The sequence below is a fragment of the Thermoanaerobacterium sp. CMT5567-10 genome (assembly GCF_030534315.2).
Classification (GTDB): Bacteria; Bacillota; Thermoanaerobacteria; order Thermoanaerobacterales; family Thermoanaerobacteraceae; genus Thermoanaerobacterium.
This window is the reverse complement of sequence record NZ_CP130558.2, coordinates 1057346-1073481: the sequence shown is the minus strand read 5'-3', so window position 1 is coordinate 1073481 and position 16136 is coordinate 1057346. Positions and strand designations below refer to the sequence as shown.

Below are 16136 nucleotides of genomic sequence, written 5' to 3'. Positions count from 1 at the left end.
GGATTATTTTGAATCATATACTGGAAAGGAAGAATTTCTATATGATGGCCATTGCGTTCATTTTAAGCTTTGGCGCAATAGCCATCATAATGAAATTTTCAGGTTATCAAGGATTAAAAGATGTTATGAATATAAATCCAATATATATCGGAATCATGCTTCTTTTTGTTTTTTTGAGTTTATTAGTAGATACTTACAGAATTAGGGGTTTACTTTTGGCGCTTGGAGAGGATTTAAGTGTAGGTTATCTATTTAAATTCAATTTGGCGACTTTTTTCTTCAGCTATATAACACCATTTGGCTCAGGTGCACTGCCGATTACCATATATCTTTTGAATAAGAAAAAAATTCCACCAAATAAAAGTTTAATGATTTTTACAGCTAAGATTTTGTTTTCAGGAATTTTTTTTGGGACGATTCCACCGATACTGCTGATTTTCTTTAGAAAACAGTTAGAACTTACACATGCCTTATCGATATTTGCTATATTGGTTTCATTTATACTACTGATTTTATTGATAGGCCTTGTTTATATAATATTGAGACCGGCTTTTTTAATCTCTGTAGTAAATTTAATTGCTGGTATAAGATTTTTTTCAGGTGAAAGGTATAAGAAATTTTTTGAGAATACAAAAACTGAAATTATTGAATACAATCACAGGTTTAATGAACTTTTTATGGTAAGCTCTGGAGGCAAGCTTTTAATATCGCAGCTTTTATATGCTATGCTTTTTTGGACTTTGTTTTACAGCATCGCGCCAATTCTCATGATAGCTATGAACATAAAGTTCAACCTTTTAGCTGTCATATCAAGGCAAATTATATTTTACGACATTCTTGCTTATAATGTAATACCCAGTGGTGCAGGATTTGTTGAAGTTGGCTTTGCCAGCATATTTTCAAATATTGTACCACATCATTTGTTGGGAGTATTTATAGGTATATGGAGATTTTTCACATACTACGTATATTTGATTGCATCGGGAATTGGATTTTTCTTGATGATGAGAAAAGATATAGACAAACCGTTAAATGCTGAATGATTATTTTAAGCTATTGATTGCCTTAAAAATTCTTTTTCTTGACTTTATTCGAAAAATCGAATATAATTACTTGGGAAGGGTGATAACATGGTAACAATTGATTTGTATGACAAGACGGCTGAATACTTTAAAGCATTGTCACATCCGACAAGGATCAAGATAATTGAGCTTCTAAGCAGAAATGAGATGTGTGTCTGTGAGATGATGGCTGTTTTGAATCTTGATCAATCTCATATCTCAAGGCACTTAATGGTGTTAAGGGCAAATGGGATAGTAAAAGATTCAAGGGAAGGAACAAAGATTTATTATACTCTGACAAATAAGGACATCGTTAAAATAATAGAGGAAGTTAAAGGGATTTTAGTTGGGGAATAAGTTATATTTTATTCAATATATTCGCGAAACCGAATAAAAAAATATATTCTCTGATATATTTTTTAGAATTAGATTAGTTATATTTTTATCTATTTAATTTGAAAAACCGAATAAAGTAATAAAAGTAGCGACATGAAGGGGGGTGAAAGACATGGCTAAAAATTGGTATCCAATTATTGACCACGATAAATGCATACAGTGCTATCAGTGTGTTAATTTCTGCAAACACGATGTTTACACAATAGGTGATGATGGTTTTCCACTTGTAATAAATCCTGACAACTGCGTAGAATTTTGCAGAGGTTGCCAGAAGATATGCGATAACGATGCTATATCTTATTTTGGCGACAATAAGTAAGCTTAATTTATAATCTCGCTTAAGAATTTTAGAAAAAATTATAAATTTTTGGAAGGAATGATAAAATGAGTAAAAAGGGATTACTTTTATGTGTATGCCAGGGCACATGTCCTTCATTTCAGGATATGGACACATTCGAAGTTTTAAACACATTGAGAAGGGAAAACATATTTGAGTGGGTAGGACTTCATCCACAGCTTTGCGCAGAGGATGGGGACAGGTATTTACGTGAATTGCTGAAAGGTGCAGACATAGATGAGTTATATGTTGCTGCATGCGATCCAGTAATGCAGAGAAAAATGTACAGGGATGCGTTTGATGCTGCTGGATTCGACAGAAATAAGCATATCGGCATAGAAATAAGAAATATGAACACGGAGCAAGTAATTAGTGAGATCAAAAAAGCTGTTAATGAAAAAGGACAATCAGAAAAATAATTTTGTATACTTATTATATTAGCAAGGAGTTTTAAAAAAGTCTCCCATCCTTTATAGATGGGGGATTATTGCTATTGTTTGTCGTATAAATATATGTCATAATAGTATCAAGAGAAAAAAGCGTTATTTTTGTCTTGTTTATTAAATAAATTTATTATGAGGAATGCTTTTAAGACATAGACTTGATACAAAAAAGTGGAATTATTAGTTAAAGATTTATGTGGGCCTAATTTTCTTAAACATTTTTGATGTCAAACTGGGCGAGGGATGTGATGCAAATTGATAGTTGGTGTTTTTTTGCTGTTAGGAATCGCTTCTGGTTTTATTCTGTTCAAAAATGTAAGATTGTCCCTGGAAAATCAACCTTTACAGAGGCAGTACAAAGTTTCTGTCATAATCCCTGCAAGAAATGAAGAGAAAAATCTCCCATATATACTTGAGTCTCTAAAAAAGCAGACGTATATGCCTTATGAAGTAATCGTAGTTGATGATTTTTCCTCAGATAGGACTTTTGAGATTGCAGAAAGTTATGGTATTAAAGTTATAAGAAATACAGAAATGCCTGATGGTTGGACAGGGAAGACGTGGGCTTTGTGGAATGGATACAAAAATTCTACAGGTGATGTACTTGCATTCATCGATGCTGATGTTAGGCTATCTTCCCGTGCTTTAGAATCATTGGTGAAAGCGAGGGAGAAGGCAAATGGAGCCATATCTGTTGTACCATATCATTGCCCTGAGAAATTTTATGAAAAGCTTTCATTGATACCATGTATTTTGGGGATTTTTGCATTTACATCGCCGTTTGAAAAGTATAATCCACAAAAAGGAATGTATGGCTCTTGCATTGTCGTATCTCGTGAAGATTATGAGAAGGTAAATGGACATTACAGCATAAAAGGAGAAGTGCTGGATGACTTAAGTTTAGGACGAAAATTTACTATGAATGGTGTAAATGTTCAAAATTATATTGGCTATGACCTTGTATCATTTAGGATGTATCCTTACGGCATCAAAAGCGAAATACAAGGTTTTGGAAAGAGTGCAATCTTAAGCACATCGAGGCTTTATAGCATTACGATTGTACTTATTGCAGTTTGGTTTATTGGGTTATTGTCGGTAGAGCTTATTACACCGTTTCTTATTATATATAATAGTCCTTTGTCTACTTTATTTATGTTCTTTTACATTATCTACACATTGCAGATTATCTATATTAATAAGTGGACAGGATATTATGGAATAATTGTTTCATTATTTCACGTTCTTTCATCGTTGTTGTTTATTTGTATTATGCTTTATTCATTGTATCAAGTTTTCTTTTTAGGATACGTCACATGGAAGGGGAGAAAAATTAAAATATAAGGGGGGAATTATATTGGTAGCACTTTTTGCCTTAATAGGATTCCTAAGCGGTTCAATGATGTTTTCATACTGGTTAGGACTATTGGCTTTAAAAGACATACGTCATTACGGAGATGGAAATCCTGGCGCTTTTAACTTGTGGCATGTGGCTGGATACAAATTTGGCATTTTAGGAGTAGCCCTTGACTTTTTAAAAGGATATTTTCCACTTTCGGTACTGATATCAAAAGGGTATATTAGCGATGTTGAGATAGCTCCTGTTGCTGTTGCAGCTATATTAGGACACGTTTTTTCACCATTTTTAAAATGGCGTGGTGGCAAAGGAATAGCGGTAACGTTTGGCGTATGGAGTGCGGTGACAAGATTTAATGTGTCTATTGCATATGCTGTTATACTGGCAATACTGTATGCAATAGCAATAATTTTAAACAAAGGCAAATCCACTTCATCAGAAGTTGATGGATTTATGGTTGTTGTAGGAATGTTGATATTGGTATTATATTTATATTATAAATCATTTCCTATGTACATCTACGATATATGGTTTGCTAATCTTATGATTATTACATACACAAATAAGGAAAAACTTTATAAGTTTTATAAAGATGTTTATGAGAAACGTCATGAAAAAAACGCTGTTACGAGATAAGCCAGCAAACTAAAGCTTGCTGGCTTAAATAAAAGGCATTGTGGATATGCGTTAATTTAAGTTTATTTCGTTGTTTTTAATTCTTTTAATAAGTTCTTTAACCTTTGATTCGATTATATCTCTCGCTTTTCTAAAATCATCTAATGGCTTACCATCAGGATCATCTAAACCCCAGTCTTCTTTTAACTTGCAAGGTATATACGGGCATTCTACATTACATCCCATCGTAATCAAGATGTCTACTTTTGGTGGTATCTCATCTAAAAGCTTTGGCTTGTGACTGCTTATGTCAATACCTACTTCTTTCATGACTTCCACTGCATTCGGATTTACACTTTCAGCAAGTTTTGTACCAGCGCTGTAAACTTCCAATACATCGGATCCGTAGTACTTTGCAAAACCTTCTGCCATCTGACTTCTACATGAATTTGCTACACAAATAAATGCTACTTTTACCTTCATAATCTAATCCTCCCTCTTAATATTGTGATTAAAGTATTTTTGCTTTAATCTAAGTGACAAATTTACTAAACTAATCATTACTGGCACTTCTATCAAAGGACCAATTACTGCTGCAAAAGCTTGCCCTGATGCAATACCAAATATAGCGACAGAAACAGCAATTGCTAATTCAAAGTTGTTGCTTGCTGCTGTAAATGATAGTGTTACTGTTTGTTCATAATTAAATCTTGACTTATATGATATATAGAAGCTTATTAAAAACATTATAACAAAGTAAAAAACAAGTGGAATTGCAATCCTTATAACATCCATCGGCAATGCTACGATGTATTTTCCCTTTAGCATAAACATAATGATTATTGTATAAAGAAGTGCAATCAAAGCTAATGGAGAAATTTTTGGTATAAATATTTTTTCATACCATTCCCTGCCTTTTGTTTTTAAAAAAGAAAATCTCGTAATAAATCCCGCTGCAAAAGGTATTCCTAGATACAATAATACACTTTCAGCAACTTCTTTAATTGATACACTTACTGTTTCGTTAGTCCATGATAAACCTAACAATGATGGTATTACGTTGATGAAAATATAAATGTATATTGAATACATAAATATTTGAAAAATTGAGTTCAGAGCAACTAAAGCTGCTGCGTATTCATTGTCACCTTTTGCTAATCCATTCCACACAATAACCATAGCAATACATCTTGCCAAACCTATTATAATAATTCCCATAGCGTATGAAGGTTTATCTGGTAAAAATATAAGTGCTAGAAGGAACATTAATATTGGACCGACGATCCAGTTTTGTATAAGTGAAAATGCAAATACCCTCTTGTTTTTTGATACTTTGCTTATTTCTTCATACCTAACTTTTGCAAGTAGAGGATACATCATAAGTATGAGACCTATTGCAATAGGCCATGATATAGTGCCAGTGCTCATCTTGCTTAGTATATTTGAAACATTTGGGAATACATATCCTAAAGACACACCTAATGCCATTGCCATAAATATCCACAGTGTTAAATATCTATCTAAAAACGTCAAACCATTTTTATTTTTACTCAATCTATTCACATCCTTTTGTTAATTGCTCGCATGATATATTGCTTTCTTTATGCTTCTTATAATTTTCGTTGTCTTTTACAAATTGTGGATAATTTCTTAATGTGCTTATGAGATAATCATACAATAATTTATTTTCTTTTATAAAATTATCATCGATTTTGTAATAAGCCCACTGTGCCTTTTTTTCACATGTTATGACGCCTTCGCTTTTTAGCTTATTGAGATGGCGTGAGACATTTGATTGAGTCATATTCAATATAGTTTCAATATCACATACACATAATGTGTCTTGTGACAAAAGGTTAAATATTCTCAATCTGTTTTCATCACATAATGCCTTAAATATACCAGTAATATTCACTAGCTATCCTCCTTATGATTATATTCAATTATACTCATATTATATCTTAACAAATAAAAACTGTCAAATTGATATTGATATTAAATACCATGTGAAATCATAAAATTGATAATATATATCAACTTGTAGATTATATTTATGCTAAAATAAATGAAGATGTGTTGGCATACAATTTGCATTTATAAAACGATAGGAGGAATTGAAGTGGATAATTACATTATAGAAAAGATTACAGGTTTTCCGATTATTGCGGCTGTTAGAAATGTTGATGATTTATCTGATGTTTACACTTCAAATTGTGAAGTAATATTTTTGCTGACAAGCAATATATTATTATTAAAAGATACAATAGGTGATATAAAAAAACACAATAAAACTGTCTTTGTTCATTTCGATTTGGTGGAAGGTCTTGGTAAGGATTATAAAGCAGTAGAATATTTAAAAGAAATTGTCAAGCCTGATGGTATTATTTCTACACGCAATAATATTCTTATATATGCTAAAGAGCTTGGAATGCCATGTATTGAGCGCATTTTTCTACTGGATACTCAAGCACTTAAAACAGGTTTAAATTCAATAAAGCAAATTGAACCAACTGCAATAGAGGTGATGCCAGGCGTTGCACATAATGTAACAAGAGAGCTTGCTATGGAGATATATCATCCAATTATTGCTGGTGGTTTGGTTAAAACAAAAGAAGACGTTATAAATGCTCTTTCTTCTGGTGCTGTGGCAGTTTCTACAAGTGAAAAAAGTCTTTGGTTTATAGATTGAAAGGAGGCGAACTGATATTAAATAGGAATTTAAACCTAAATTAGAGACATAAAAGAGAATTTAATGGAGGGGTTTTTATGGAAATATCAGTGCTTGGGAAGATTTTGTCTGAATTTTTTGGTACTATGATACTTATTCTTCTTGGCGATGGTGTTGTTGCAAACGTTGTACTAAATAAGACAAAAGGTCAAAACAGTGGATGGATTGTCATAACAACTGGCTGGGCCTTTGCCGTTGCTGTACCTGTTTATATTACAGGATGGATAGGTGGAGCCCATTTTAATCCAGCAGTGACAATAGGACTGGCTGCTATAGGAAAATTTCCATGGGCACAGGTGCCTGGTTACATCATAGCTCAATTTCTAGGCGCATTTGTAGGGGCTTTGTTGGTTTATGTGGCATACAGAGATCACTTCCATGCGACAGAAGACAAGGATTCAAAACTTGGTGTATTTTGCACAATTCCAGCTATCAGAAATCTATTTTACAATTTCTTGACAGAGGTTATAGGAACTGCGATGTTGCTAGTTGGAATACTAGGTATAACGAATGAGCACAATCAAGTTGGGGCATTAGGTGCATTTTTAGTAGGTATTTTAATTTGGGTTATTGGTCTTACACTTGGTGGTCCAACAGGTTATGCAATAAATCCAGCAAGGGATTTAGGACCGAGGCTTGCGCACACTGTTTTGCCAATACCAGATAAGAGAGATTCCGATTGGGGATATGGGCTTATAGTTCCTTTGTTTGGACCTATTGTAGGAGGATTAGTAGGAGCATTGATTTATCAAGGATTTATTAATATGCTATAAAATTATAAGAGGGATGAAAATTTAATAAATATAGGGGGAACATAACATGTCAAAATATATAATGGCATTAGATCAGGGAACAACAAGTTCAAGGGCAATAATCTTCGATCACAGCGGAAACATAGTTACATCATTAAACAAGGAGTTTACACAGATTTACCCTAATCCAGGATGGGTAGAGCATGACCCGATGGAGATTTTAGATTCACAGATAGAAGTAGCAAAAGCGGTACTTGAAAAAACCGGCATTAAAGCAGAAGACATTGCAGCAATAGGCATAACTAATCAAAGAGAAACAACCGTCGTATGGGACAAAAACACTGGTAAACCTATATACAATGCGATAGTGTGGCAGTGCAGGAGGACTGCACCTATATGCGATGAAATTAAGAACAACGGGTTTGACAAAGAGATCTTAAAAAAGACAGGACTCATAGTTGATGCATATTTTTCAGGGACAAAAATCAAATGGATACTGGATAACGTAGAAGGTGCAAGAGAAAGAGCAGAAAATGGAGATCTCTATTTTGGTAATATAGATAGCTGGCTTATATGGAATCTAACCGGCGGTAAAGCCCACGTGACTGACTATTCCAATGCATCACGTACAATGCTTTTTAACATATATGAATTGAAGTGGGATAAAGATATATTAGAATATCTAGGCATTCCAGAGTCGATGCTGCCAAATGTTAAGCCTTCCAGCTACGTATACGGATATACAGACAAGAGTATTTTCGGTGTTGAAATCCCTATAGCAGGTGACGCAGGGGACCAGCAGGCAGCACTATTTGGGCAGACTTGTTATGAAAAAGGCATGGCTAAAAACACTTATGGAACAGGATGCTTTATGCTGATGAATACAGGTGAAAAAGCTGTTCCATCTAAAAACGGACTGCTCACTACAATTGCATGGGGAATTGAGGGTAAAGTAGAATATGCACTAGAAGGAAGCATATTCATAGCCGGAGCTGCTATACAATGGCTGAGAGATGAGCTTAAGATAATAGAAAATTCGCCGCAGAGCGAGGAGTATGCATTAAAAGTTGAAGATACAAACGGTGTATATGTAGTGCCTGCGTTTGTTGGACTGGGTGCTCCTTACTGGGATATGTATGCAAGAGGTGCGATTTTAGGCATAACCAGGGGTGTGAAAAGAGAGCATATTATAAGGGCTACTCTTGAATCGTTAGCTTATCAGACAAGAGACGTTTTGGAAGCAATGCAGGAAGATTCAGGGATAAAATTGAGTGCATTAAAAGTTGACGGCGGTGCGTCTACAAACAATTTCTTGATGCAGTTCCAGTCAGATATATTAGATGTACCTGTGGATAGACCTACTGTTATAGAGACAACTGCTCTTGGTGCATCATATCTTGCAGGTATTGCTACAGGCTTCTGGAACGGCAGAGAAGAAGTTGCTAAAAACTGGGGCGTTGACAGGCATTTCGAGCCTAATATGGATATAATGACAAGAGAAAAACTTTATTCAGGATGGAAAAAAGCTGTAGAAAGGTCTATGAAATGGGCAGAATGAAAATATTACAAAAATAGATCAAGAATTTTTGCTGCAAAACTTAAAATTTGTAGTATAATAAGATTAAGGAACATAAGATACAATTGAATATTAGTATGGCGGAGAATAGGAGAGCCATATATAGCCCGGGAAACTGGCTATATATGGCTTTGTCTTTTTTTAAGATTAATTTGATAGCTGAAAGGGATGGTAAAATGTACGATGTCATAATAATAGGCGGTGGTGTAGTAGGATCTGCTATTGCCAGGGAATTGTCAAAATACGACATTAAAGTTCTACTTATAGAAAAAGAAGATGATGTTGCATCAGGAGGAGCATCAAAAGCCAATAGTGCTATACTTCACGCTGGATATGATCCAGTGCCTGGTACATTGAAAGCTAAACTAAATGTAAGAGGAAATGAGATGTTTGACGAACTATGCAAAGATTTAGATGTTCCCATGAAGAGAGTTGGGTCACTTGTTGCTGCATTTTCACAAGATGAAGTTGAAAGCCTTTATAAGCTTTACGATAGAGGGCTAAAAAATGGTGTAAAGAAAATGTCTATAATTTCAGCAGATATGGTAAAAGAAATAGAGCCTAACATCAACGATACAATCGTTGCTGCTTTATACGCAAAGACAGCAGGCATAATCTGTCCTTATGGATTTGTGATAGCGCTAGCGGAAAATGCTGCACAAAATGGTGTCGAATTTATATTTAATCAAGAGGTCATGTCTGTAAACAAAGAAGATGATATTTTTAGAGTAAAAACACAAGATAGAGAGTATTTTTGCAAATACTTAATAAATGCGGCGGGACTTTATGCAGATACTATAAATAACATGGTAAGTGATAAACACTTCTCAATTCATCCGAGAAAAGGTGAATATTTGATTTTAGACAAAGAAGAAGGTTATTTAGCAAATACTGTTATATTCCAGGTTCCTACAAAGATGGGAAAGGGAATACTTGTATCTCCTACAGTCGATGGAAATCTTTTAATAGGGCCTACGTCTGAAGACATAAACAATAAGGAATTTCGGAAGACGACAGCCAAAGGTCTAGAAAAAGCCATAAAAGGAGCTAAGAAGAGCGTTGAGAAATTCAATGAAAGGAAGACGATAACACAGTTTACCGGAGTAAGAGCTGTACCAGATGTGGAAGGGGAGGACTTTATAATAGGTGAATCAGATGTTAAAGGATTTATAAATGTAGCAGGCATAGAATCGCCTGGCTTTACATCATCACCTGCAATCGCAGAGATGGTAAGAGAGATTCTAAAAGAGGCAGGACTTAATATGGTTGAAAAAGATGATTTTAATCCTAAGAGAAAGCCTGTAATACGCTTTAATGAATTGACAGATGTAGAGAGGAATGAGCTTATAAAAAATAATCCTGCCTACGGAAAAATTATTTGCAGATGTGAAACAGTAACTGAAGGTGAAATAATTGATGCAATAAGAAGACCTGTTGGCGCAAAAAGCATTGACGGTGTAAAAAGGCGCGTCAGAGCTGGTATGGGCAGATGTCAAGGAGGATTTTGCAGCCCAAGAGTGCTTGAAATACTTTCAAGAGAGCTTAATATAGACCCTCTTGATGTTACGAAATTTGGAGGAAAGTCTAATATTTTAACGGCAAAATCAAAAGAATATGTTATTAACGCTTGCAAGGAAATATTAAAAAGAGGGGTGTAGATGATGATGGAATACGACATAGTAATAATTGGTGCAGGTCCTGCAGGACTTGGAGCAGCGGTTGAAGCGTATGAGAAAGGTGTAAAAGATATTTTGATAATAGAAAGAGATAGTTATCCAGGTGGCATACTGCAGCAATGCATACACAATGGATTCGGACTTATTGAATTCAAAGAAGAATTGACGGGACCGGAATATGCAGAAAGATTTATAGAAAAAGTAAATGAATATGGAATAAAGATTATGCTTAATACAATGGTATTAAATATATCGAGCGAAAAAATAGTTAAAGCAGTCAACCAGGAAAAGGGCGTTATGGAGATTAAAGCGAAAGCGATAATACTTGCAATGGGCTGTAGAGAAAGACCTAGAGGGGCAATCAGCATACCTGGCACAAGGCCTGCAGGAATATTTACGGCTGGAACAGCTCAAAGATATGTAAACATGGAAGGATATATGCCTGGAAAAGAAATCGTAATTTTAGGTTCTGGTGATATTGGCCTTATAATGGCCAGAAGATTTACATTAGAAGGTGCTATAGTTAAAGCAGTTGTTGAACTTATGCCTTATTCCAGCGGACTTACTAGAAACATTGTTCAGTGTTTAGATGACTTTGGCATACCACTTCTTTTAAGTCACACTGTAATAGAGATACACGGAAAAGACCGTGTGAAAGGTGTAACAATAGCCCAGGTGGATGCGAACAGGAAGCCTATTTTAAGGACTGCTAAATATATAAGCTGCGATACTTTGATATTATCAGTAGGTTTAATTCCTGAGAATGAACTGTCAAAAAGCGCTGGTGTATTGCTGGATCCTGTTACTGGAGGACCAATTGTAAATGAAAGCATGGAGACTAACATTGAAGGCATATTTGCTTGTGGCAACGTATTACAAGTTCACGATCTTGTAGACAATGTAACAAAGGAGTCCAGAATTGCTGCAGATTCAGCAGTAAAATATATTAAAGGATTGTTAAAACAAGAAGGTAAATTTATAAATGCAAAAGCAGGTTCAGGTATTAGATATGTGGTGCCACAAATAGTAAATTATGATAATATAGATGATAAAGTTAAGTTTCACATGAGACCAATAGATGTATTCAAAAATGCTTATATAAGTGTAAAATCAGGTGGCAGAGAGATAATGAGAAGGAAAATGCAGAGGATGACACCAGGAGAGATGATTTTAATAGAGATTAAGAAGGATAAATTTTTAGACAATGACCTACATCCTGTAGACGATATAACATTTGAAGTAGAGGTGGTTTAAGATGGAAAAGCGGGAATTAACATGTATTGTCTGTCCAAACGGATGTCAATTGGTTGTAGAGGTGGAAGGAAAAGAAATCGTCAGCATAACAGGATATGAATGTAAAAGAGGATTAAAATATGCAGAAGATGAAATATTAGCGCCTAAAAGGACTTTAACCACCACGGTAAAAGCTGAAGGTGGACATCTGCCTTTGGTATCTGTAAGAACAAAAGAGCCGATTCCGAAAGAACTTTTAAATAAGGCTGTTTTGGAATTGTCAATGATTACAGTTAAACCTCCCATCAAAGTAGGAGATGTGATAGTGAAAAATATCTTAAATACCGGTGTTGATGTAATTGCTACAAGAGCTTTGTATGCCGAATAGAAATAATAAGTGATATTTTAAGGTTCATCAGTATAAAATAAAAGAGTCAGAGAGTGTACATTTTATTTGTCTATTAATTGTTAAAAGGAAGGAATGCAAAGTATGGAGAAAATTTGTGAGAAAATAAAGTCTCCGATTAATATACATTCGCAAATATCTGCAATGATAGTTAGAAAAGTAAATGATGTATGTAAAAAAAACAATGTAAAAGTGATGTTTAGAAAGTCTGGAAGTGCAAGGCTTGTACCTGCAAACAGTATGCTTTCAATGATAACATTTTTTGCATCAGAAGGCGATGATATTGAGATAATTGTTGAAGGCGATAATTGCATTTCTTCGGTGAAAAAGATTAAAAAAATATTTTTAGAGGATTTAAAGCAGATAAATGACGAAAGCGGCACGTATGAGCTTTTAAAAAATACATCTATTGCATACGAAGAAATATTTAATTCTATCGCAGTTGGGATTATTGCAACAGATGAAAACGGAATTATCACTATATTTAATAAAGCTTCTGAGAAAATAACGGGCTTCAGTTTAGACAAAGCAATTGGGAAGAATATCAATGAAGTTATACCAGATGTAGATGTTAACCAAGTTTTAAATAATGGTAGTGAATTTTTAAATAAAAAATACGTTATAGGCGAAAAAACTCTATTTGTCAATATTACTCCAATCTATGCTGGTGGCAAGATAACCGGATCTTTAGTCGTCTTTCAGGATTTTCCTCAGATTGAGTACCTTGAAGGGGAACTTAAAAGAAGCAGAAAGCTTGATAAGGCGTTTGATATTATTGTTGGCAACAGCGGCAAATTAAAAGACGCATTGACGATTGCATCAAAAGCTGCTGAGACAGATTCAACTGTCATAATAAGAGGGGAAAGCGGTACAGGTAAGGAATTAGTTGCAAATGCGATACATTATTCAAGCAAAAGGCGTGACAAACCTTTCATAAGAGTAAATTGTGCCGCTATTCCAAGCGCATTGCTGGAAAGTGAATTGTTTGGACATGAAAAAGGAGCATTTACAGGTGCCATAACGCAAAAAATAGGCAAGTTTGAGTTGGCTGATGGAGGAAGTATCTTTTTAGATGAAATAGGAGATATTCCAATCGAAATTCAGGTTAAGCTTTTAAGGGTTTTGCAGGATAAGGAGTTTGAAAGAGTTGGAGGAATTAGGACTATAAAAGTAGATGTCAGAATAATAGCGGCAACTAATAAGAATTTGGAAGAGGCCATGAAAAATGGAACTTTTAGAGAAGATCTTTATTACAGGTTAAATGTAATTCCTATATTTTTGCCATCACTAAGGGATAGAAAAGAGGATATTCCAGTTTTGGTGGAGCATTTTATTAAGAAGTTGAACAAGAAACTTGGGAAAAATGTCCAGTTTGTTACTAATAAAGCGATAAAAGCCTTGATAAAATATGATTGGCCGGGAAATATAAGGGAACTTGAAAATTTGATTGAGAGATGCATCACATTAAGCGATAAAGAGTATATTGATTTTGACGATTTGCCGTCATATATTAAGAATGTTAAAGATAGCAAAGATGATGAAGTTATATATTTGGGAGATAATTATGATATTGAAAAGATGGAAAATTATGAGTATAAGATAATTAAAGCGGCATTGTCCAGATACAAAAGCTTTAATAAAGCTGGAAAAGCTCTGGGGTTGACGCATAAAACCGTTGCAGCAAAAGCAAGGAAATTTCACCTTGTTGAAAATTAATATCAAATTATACCATAGCTTGATACTTATTACCAAGCTTAAAATGATTTATTTATCATAAATATGGTATAAATGGCGGTATGCGAATATTCATTTCAGCATACCTTATTTTTTTATTGGCACATGATTTGCATTAAATAATTGTGAAAATTTAAAATATGGGGGTTAATATTATGAAAAAACTTATCAATAATCCTGACGAAGTAGTAAAGGAAATGATATCTGGTCTTCTTTACGCATTTCCATCTTATTTGAGAAAGCTTGATAATGTGGATGTTGTGGTAAGAAAAGCATCTCCTGTTGAGGGGAAAGTTGGACTAGTAAGCGGAGGAGGCAGCGGTCATGAACCTGCACATGCGGGATATGTAGGCAAAGGCATGTTGGATGCAGCGTGCTTAGGCGCTGTTTTTACGTCTCCAACGCCAGATCAAGTTTATGAAGCTATAAAGGCTGTAGACGGTGGCAAAGGTGTTTTGCTTATAATCAAAAACTACACAGGTGATGTAATGAATTTTGAGATGGCTAAAGAGATGGCTGAAATGGATGGAATAAAGGTTTCAGAAGTGATTGTGGATGATGATGTGGCTGTTGAAAACAGCACATATACACAAGGTAGAAGAGGTATTGCAGGCACTGTTTTCGTCCACAAGATAGCTGGAGCGAAAGCTGAAGAAGGAGCAGAGCTTAAAGAAGTCAAAGAAGTTGCAGAAAAGGTGATAAAAAATTTACGTTCTATGGGCATGGCATTTACACCATGTACTGTACCTGCAGCAGGAAAACCTAGTTTCACGCTTGATGAAGATGAAATAGAGATAGGGATTGGTATACACGGCGAACCTGGAACACATAGGGAAAAAATAAAAGGAGCAAAAGAGATAGTTGCAGAACTTATGGATAAAATTGTTGCTGATTTGCCGTTTAACGATGGTGACGAAGTTGCTTTGATGGTAAATGGACTTGGAGCAACGCCTCTTTCAGAGCTTTTTATAGCAAACAAGGAAGTAAATGAATACCTTTTGGGAAAAAATATCAATGTCTATAAAACTTTTGTCGGCGAATACATGACGTCCCTTGAGATGAGCGGATTCTCAATATCGCTTTTAAAACTTGATGATGAGCTTAAATCACTTTTAGATGCGTCAGCAGATACACCTGCATTTAAGCAATTTAAATAGAAAATTAGTTGGAAGGGATGATAAAATTGATACTTACAACAAACGATGTTTTAAATATTATAAGCAATATATCAGAAGTCATTGAAGCGAATAAGCAGTATCTTACAGATTTAGATGCTGCCATTGGTGATGCTGATCATGGAATCAATCTTGACAGAGGATTTAAAGCTGTTAAAGAAAAGATGCCGCAATTTTCAGATAAAGATATAGGTACAATACTTAAAAACGTTGGAATGGTCTTAGTTTCTACTGTCGGTGGAGCTTCTGGACCACTCTATGGTACATTTTTTATGAGAATGGGTAATGCAGTGTCAGGCAAAAGCACAATAGATGATAATGAAATTGTCGCGATGTTTGAGGCAGGTCTTTCTGGAATAAAAGAAAGAGGGAAGGCGCAAGCTGGGGACAAAACGATGATAGATGCAATTGAGCCTGCATTAAATGAATTAAAAAAGTCTCTGGAAGATGGACTTAAATTTAATGAAGCGTTAAATATAGCTGTAAATGCGTCATACAATGGCGTTGAGATGACTAAAAAGATTGCAGCCCGTAGAGGAAGAGCTAGCTACCTTGGTGATAGAAGTATAGGACATCAGGATCCAGGTGCCACATCAGCGTATTTGATGATAAAAACTGCGGCTGAGTATATGGATAAGTTGCAATAATAA

General features: G+C 34.8%; 18 protein-coding genes. 15 read left to right on the top strand and 3 right to left on the bottom strand.

Annotation, left to right across the window (positions count from 1 at the left end; all coding sequences use genetic code 11):
* Positions 1-8: 8 nt before the first annotated feature.
* The 6 genes from Q2T46_RS05580 (at position 9) to Q2T46_RS05555 (ending at position 4227) form a co-directional block, all read left to right on the top strand.
* Positions 9-1043, top strand: a complete 1035-nt coding sequence (locus Q2T46_RS05580) for a lysylphosphatidylglycerol synthase transmembrane domain-containing protein (protein WP_303263910.1) — start codon at positions 9-11, stop codon at positions 1041-1043.
* An 87-nt stretch (positions 1044-1130) separates the two neighbouring features.
* Positions 1131-1418, top strand: coding sequence for a helix-turn-helix transcriptional regulator (locus tag Q2T46_RS05575; protein WP_303263911.1), 288 nt, complete (start codon positions 1131-1133; stop codon positions 1416-1418).
* Between the two features lie 151 nt (positions 1419-1569).
* Positions 1570-1776 carry a ferredoxin family protein gene (locus tag Q2T46_RS05570; RefSeq protein ID WP_014758088.1) on the top strand — a complete coding sequence of 69 codons (207 nt, stop codon included), beginning with the start codon at positions 1570-1572 and terminating at the stop codon, positions 1774-1776.
* Between the two features lie 65 nt (positions 1777-1841).
* On the top strand, positions 1842-2213 hold the full coding sequence (locus tag Q2T46_RS05565) for a heterodisulfide reductase subunit A-like protein (RefSeq protein ID WP_303263912.1): 372 nt from the start codon (positions 1842-1844) through the stop codon (positions 2211-2213).
* Positions 2214-2492: 279 nt separating this feature from the next.
* Complete coding sequence (locus Q2T46_RS05560) at positions 2493-3578, top strand: glycosyltransferase family 2 protein (protein WP_311062356.1); 1086 nt, start codon at positions 2493-2495, stop codon at positions 3576-3578.
* A 13-nt stretch (positions 3579-3591) separates the two neighbouring features.
* A complete protein-coding gene (locus tag Q2T46_RS05555) occupies positions 3592-4227 on the top strand; it encodes a glycerol-3-phosphate acyltransferase (RefSeq protein WP_303263913.1) in 636 nt (211 codons plus the stop codon).
* Positions 4228-4278: 51 nt separating this feature from the next.
* Here Q2T46_RS05555 and Q2T46_RS05550 read toward each other — a convergent pair whose 3' ends face one another.
* From Q2T46_RS05550 to Q2T46_RS05540, 3 genes are read right to left on the bottom strand one after another with little or no spacing between them, the layout of a single operon-like run.
* A complete protein-coding gene (locus Q2T46_RS05550) occupies positions 4279-4689 on the bottom strand; it encodes an arsenate reductase ArsC (RefSeq protein ID WP_303263914.1) in 411 nt (136 codons plus the stop codon).
* A gap of 3 nt (positions 4690-4692) precedes the next feature.
* On the bottom strand, positions 4693-5760 hold the full coding sequence (gene arsB, locus Q2T46_RS05545) for an ACR3 family arsenite efflux transporter (RefSeq protein WP_303263915.1): 1068 nt from the start codon (positions 5758-5760) through the stop codon (positions 4693-4695).
* Between the two features lies 1 nt (position 5761).
* Entirely contained in the window at positions 5762-6121 is a 360-nt protein-coding gene (locus tag Q2T46_RS05540) for a metalloregulator ArsR/SmtB family transcription factor (RefSeq protein ID WP_303263916.1), read from the bottom strand.
* Positions 6122-6325: 204 nt separating this feature from the next.
* On the opposite strand from Q2T46_RS05540, the gene Q2T46_RS05535 reads away from it, so the two are divergent.
* The 9 genes from Q2T46_RS05535 (at position 6326) to dhaL (ending at position 16133) form a co-directional block, all read left to right on the top strand.
* Positions 6326-6895, top strand: coding sequence for a glycerol-3-phosphate responsive antiterminator (locus tag Q2T46_RS05535; protein WP_303263917.1), 570 nt, complete (start codon positions 6326-6328; stop codon positions 6893-6895).
* Positions 6896-6972: 77 nt separating this feature from the next.
* Positions 6973-7707: an MIP/aquaporin family protein gene (locus Q2T46_RS05530; RefSeq protein WP_399388255.1), complete on the top strand. Its 735-nt coding sequence runs from the start codon at positions 6973-6975 to the stop codon at positions 7705-7707.
* A 46-nt stretch (positions 7708-7753) separates the two neighbouring features.
* A complete protein-coding gene (gene glpK, locus Q2T46_RS05525; RefSeq protein ID WP_303263918.1) occupies positions 7754-9244 on the top strand; it encodes a glycerol kinase GlpK in 1491 nt (496 codons plus the stop codon).
* A gap of 194 nt (positions 9245-9438) precedes the next feature.
* A complete protein-coding gene (locus tag Q2T46_RS05520; RefSeq protein ID WP_303265804.1) occupies positions 9439-10920 on the top strand; it encodes an NAD(P)/FAD-dependent oxidoreductase in 1482 nt (493 codons plus the stop codon).
* Positions 10921-10923: 3 nt separating this feature from the next.
* Positions 10924-12192, top strand: a complete 1269-nt coding sequence (locus tag Q2T46_RS05515) for an NAD(P)/FAD-dependent oxidoreductase (protein WP_303265805.1) — start codon at positions 10924-10926, stop codon at positions 12190-12192.
* Position 12193: 1 nt separating this feature from the next.
* Positions 12194-12559: a DUF1667 domain-containing protein gene (locus Q2T46_RS05510; RefSeq protein WP_303263919.1), complete on the top strand. Its 366-nt coding sequence runs from the start codon at positions 12194-12196 to the stop codon at positions 12557-12559.
* 102 nt (positions 12560-12661) lie between these two features.
* Positions 12662-14293 (top strand): sigma 54-interacting transcriptional regulator, encoded by a 1632-nt coding sequence (locus tag Q2T46_RS05505; protein WP_303263920.1) that lies wholly within the window; start codon positions 12662-12664, stop codon positions 14291-14293.
* A gap of 173 nt (positions 14294-14466) precedes the next feature.
* Entirely contained in the window at positions 14467-15468 is a 1002-nt protein-coding gene (dhaK, locus tag Q2T46_RS05500) for a dihydroxyacetone kinase subunit DhaK (protein WP_303263921.1), read from the top strand.
* Positions 15469-15494: 26 nt separating this feature from the next.
* Positions 15495-16133 carry a dihydroxyacetone kinase subunit DhaL gene (gene dhaL, locus Q2T46_RS05495; RefSeq protein WP_311062408.1) on the top strand — a complete coding sequence of 213 codons (639 nt, stop codon included), beginning with the start codon at positions 15495-15497 and terminating at the stop codon, positions 16131-16133.
* Positions 16134-16136 lie beyond the last annotated feature (3 nt).

What these genes read in the sequence shown, in the direction of transcription:
- Q2T46_RS05565 (WP_303263912.1), top strand. Translation starts at nt 1,842, where the DNA reads ATGAGTAAAAAGGGATTACTTTTATGTGTATGCCAGGGCACATGTCCT.
- Q2T46_RS05520 (WP_303265804.1), top strand. Translation starts at nt 9,439, where the DNA reads ATGTACGATGTCATAATAATAGGCGGTGGTGTAGTAGGATCTGCTATT.
- Q2T46_RS05575 (WP_303263911.1), top strand. Translation starts at nt 1,131, where the DNA reads ATGGTAACAATTGATTTGTATGACAAGACGGCTGAATACTTTAAAGCA.
- Q2T46_RS05530 (WP_399388255.1), top strand. Translation starts at nt 6,973, where the DNA reads ATGGAAATATCAGTGCTTGGGAAGATTTTGTCTGAATTTTTTGGTACT.
- Q2T46_RS05550 (WP_303263914.1), bottom strand. Translation starts at nt 4,689, where the DNA reads ATGAAGGTAAAAGTAGCATTTATTTGTGTAGCAAATTCATGTAGAAGT.
- glpK (WP_303263918.1), top strand. Translation starts at nt 7,754, where the DNA reads ATGTCAAAATATATAATGGCATTAGATCAGGGAACAACAAGTTCAAGG.
- Q2T46_RS05505 (WP_303263920.1), top strand. Translation starts at nt 12,662, where the DNA reads ATGGAGAAAATTTGTGAGAAAATAAAGTCTCCGATTAATATACATTCG.
- Q2T46_RS05515 (WP_303265805.1), top strand. Translation starts at nt 10,924, where the DNA reads ATGATGGAATACGACATAGTAATAATTGGTGCAGGTCCTGCAGGACTT.
- Q2T46_RS05510 (WP_303263919.1), top strand. Translation starts at nt 12,194, where the DNA reads ATGGAAAAGCGGGAATTAACATGTATTGTCTGTCCAAACGGATGTCAA.
- Q2T46_RS05570 (WP_014758088.1), top strand. Translation starts at nt 1,570, where the DNA reads ATGGCTAAAAATTGGTATCCAATTATTGACCACGATAAATGCATACAG.
- dhaK (WP_303263921.1), top strand. Translation starts at nt 14,467, where the DNA reads ATGAAAAAACTTATCAATAATCCTGACGAAGTAGTAAAGGAAATGATA.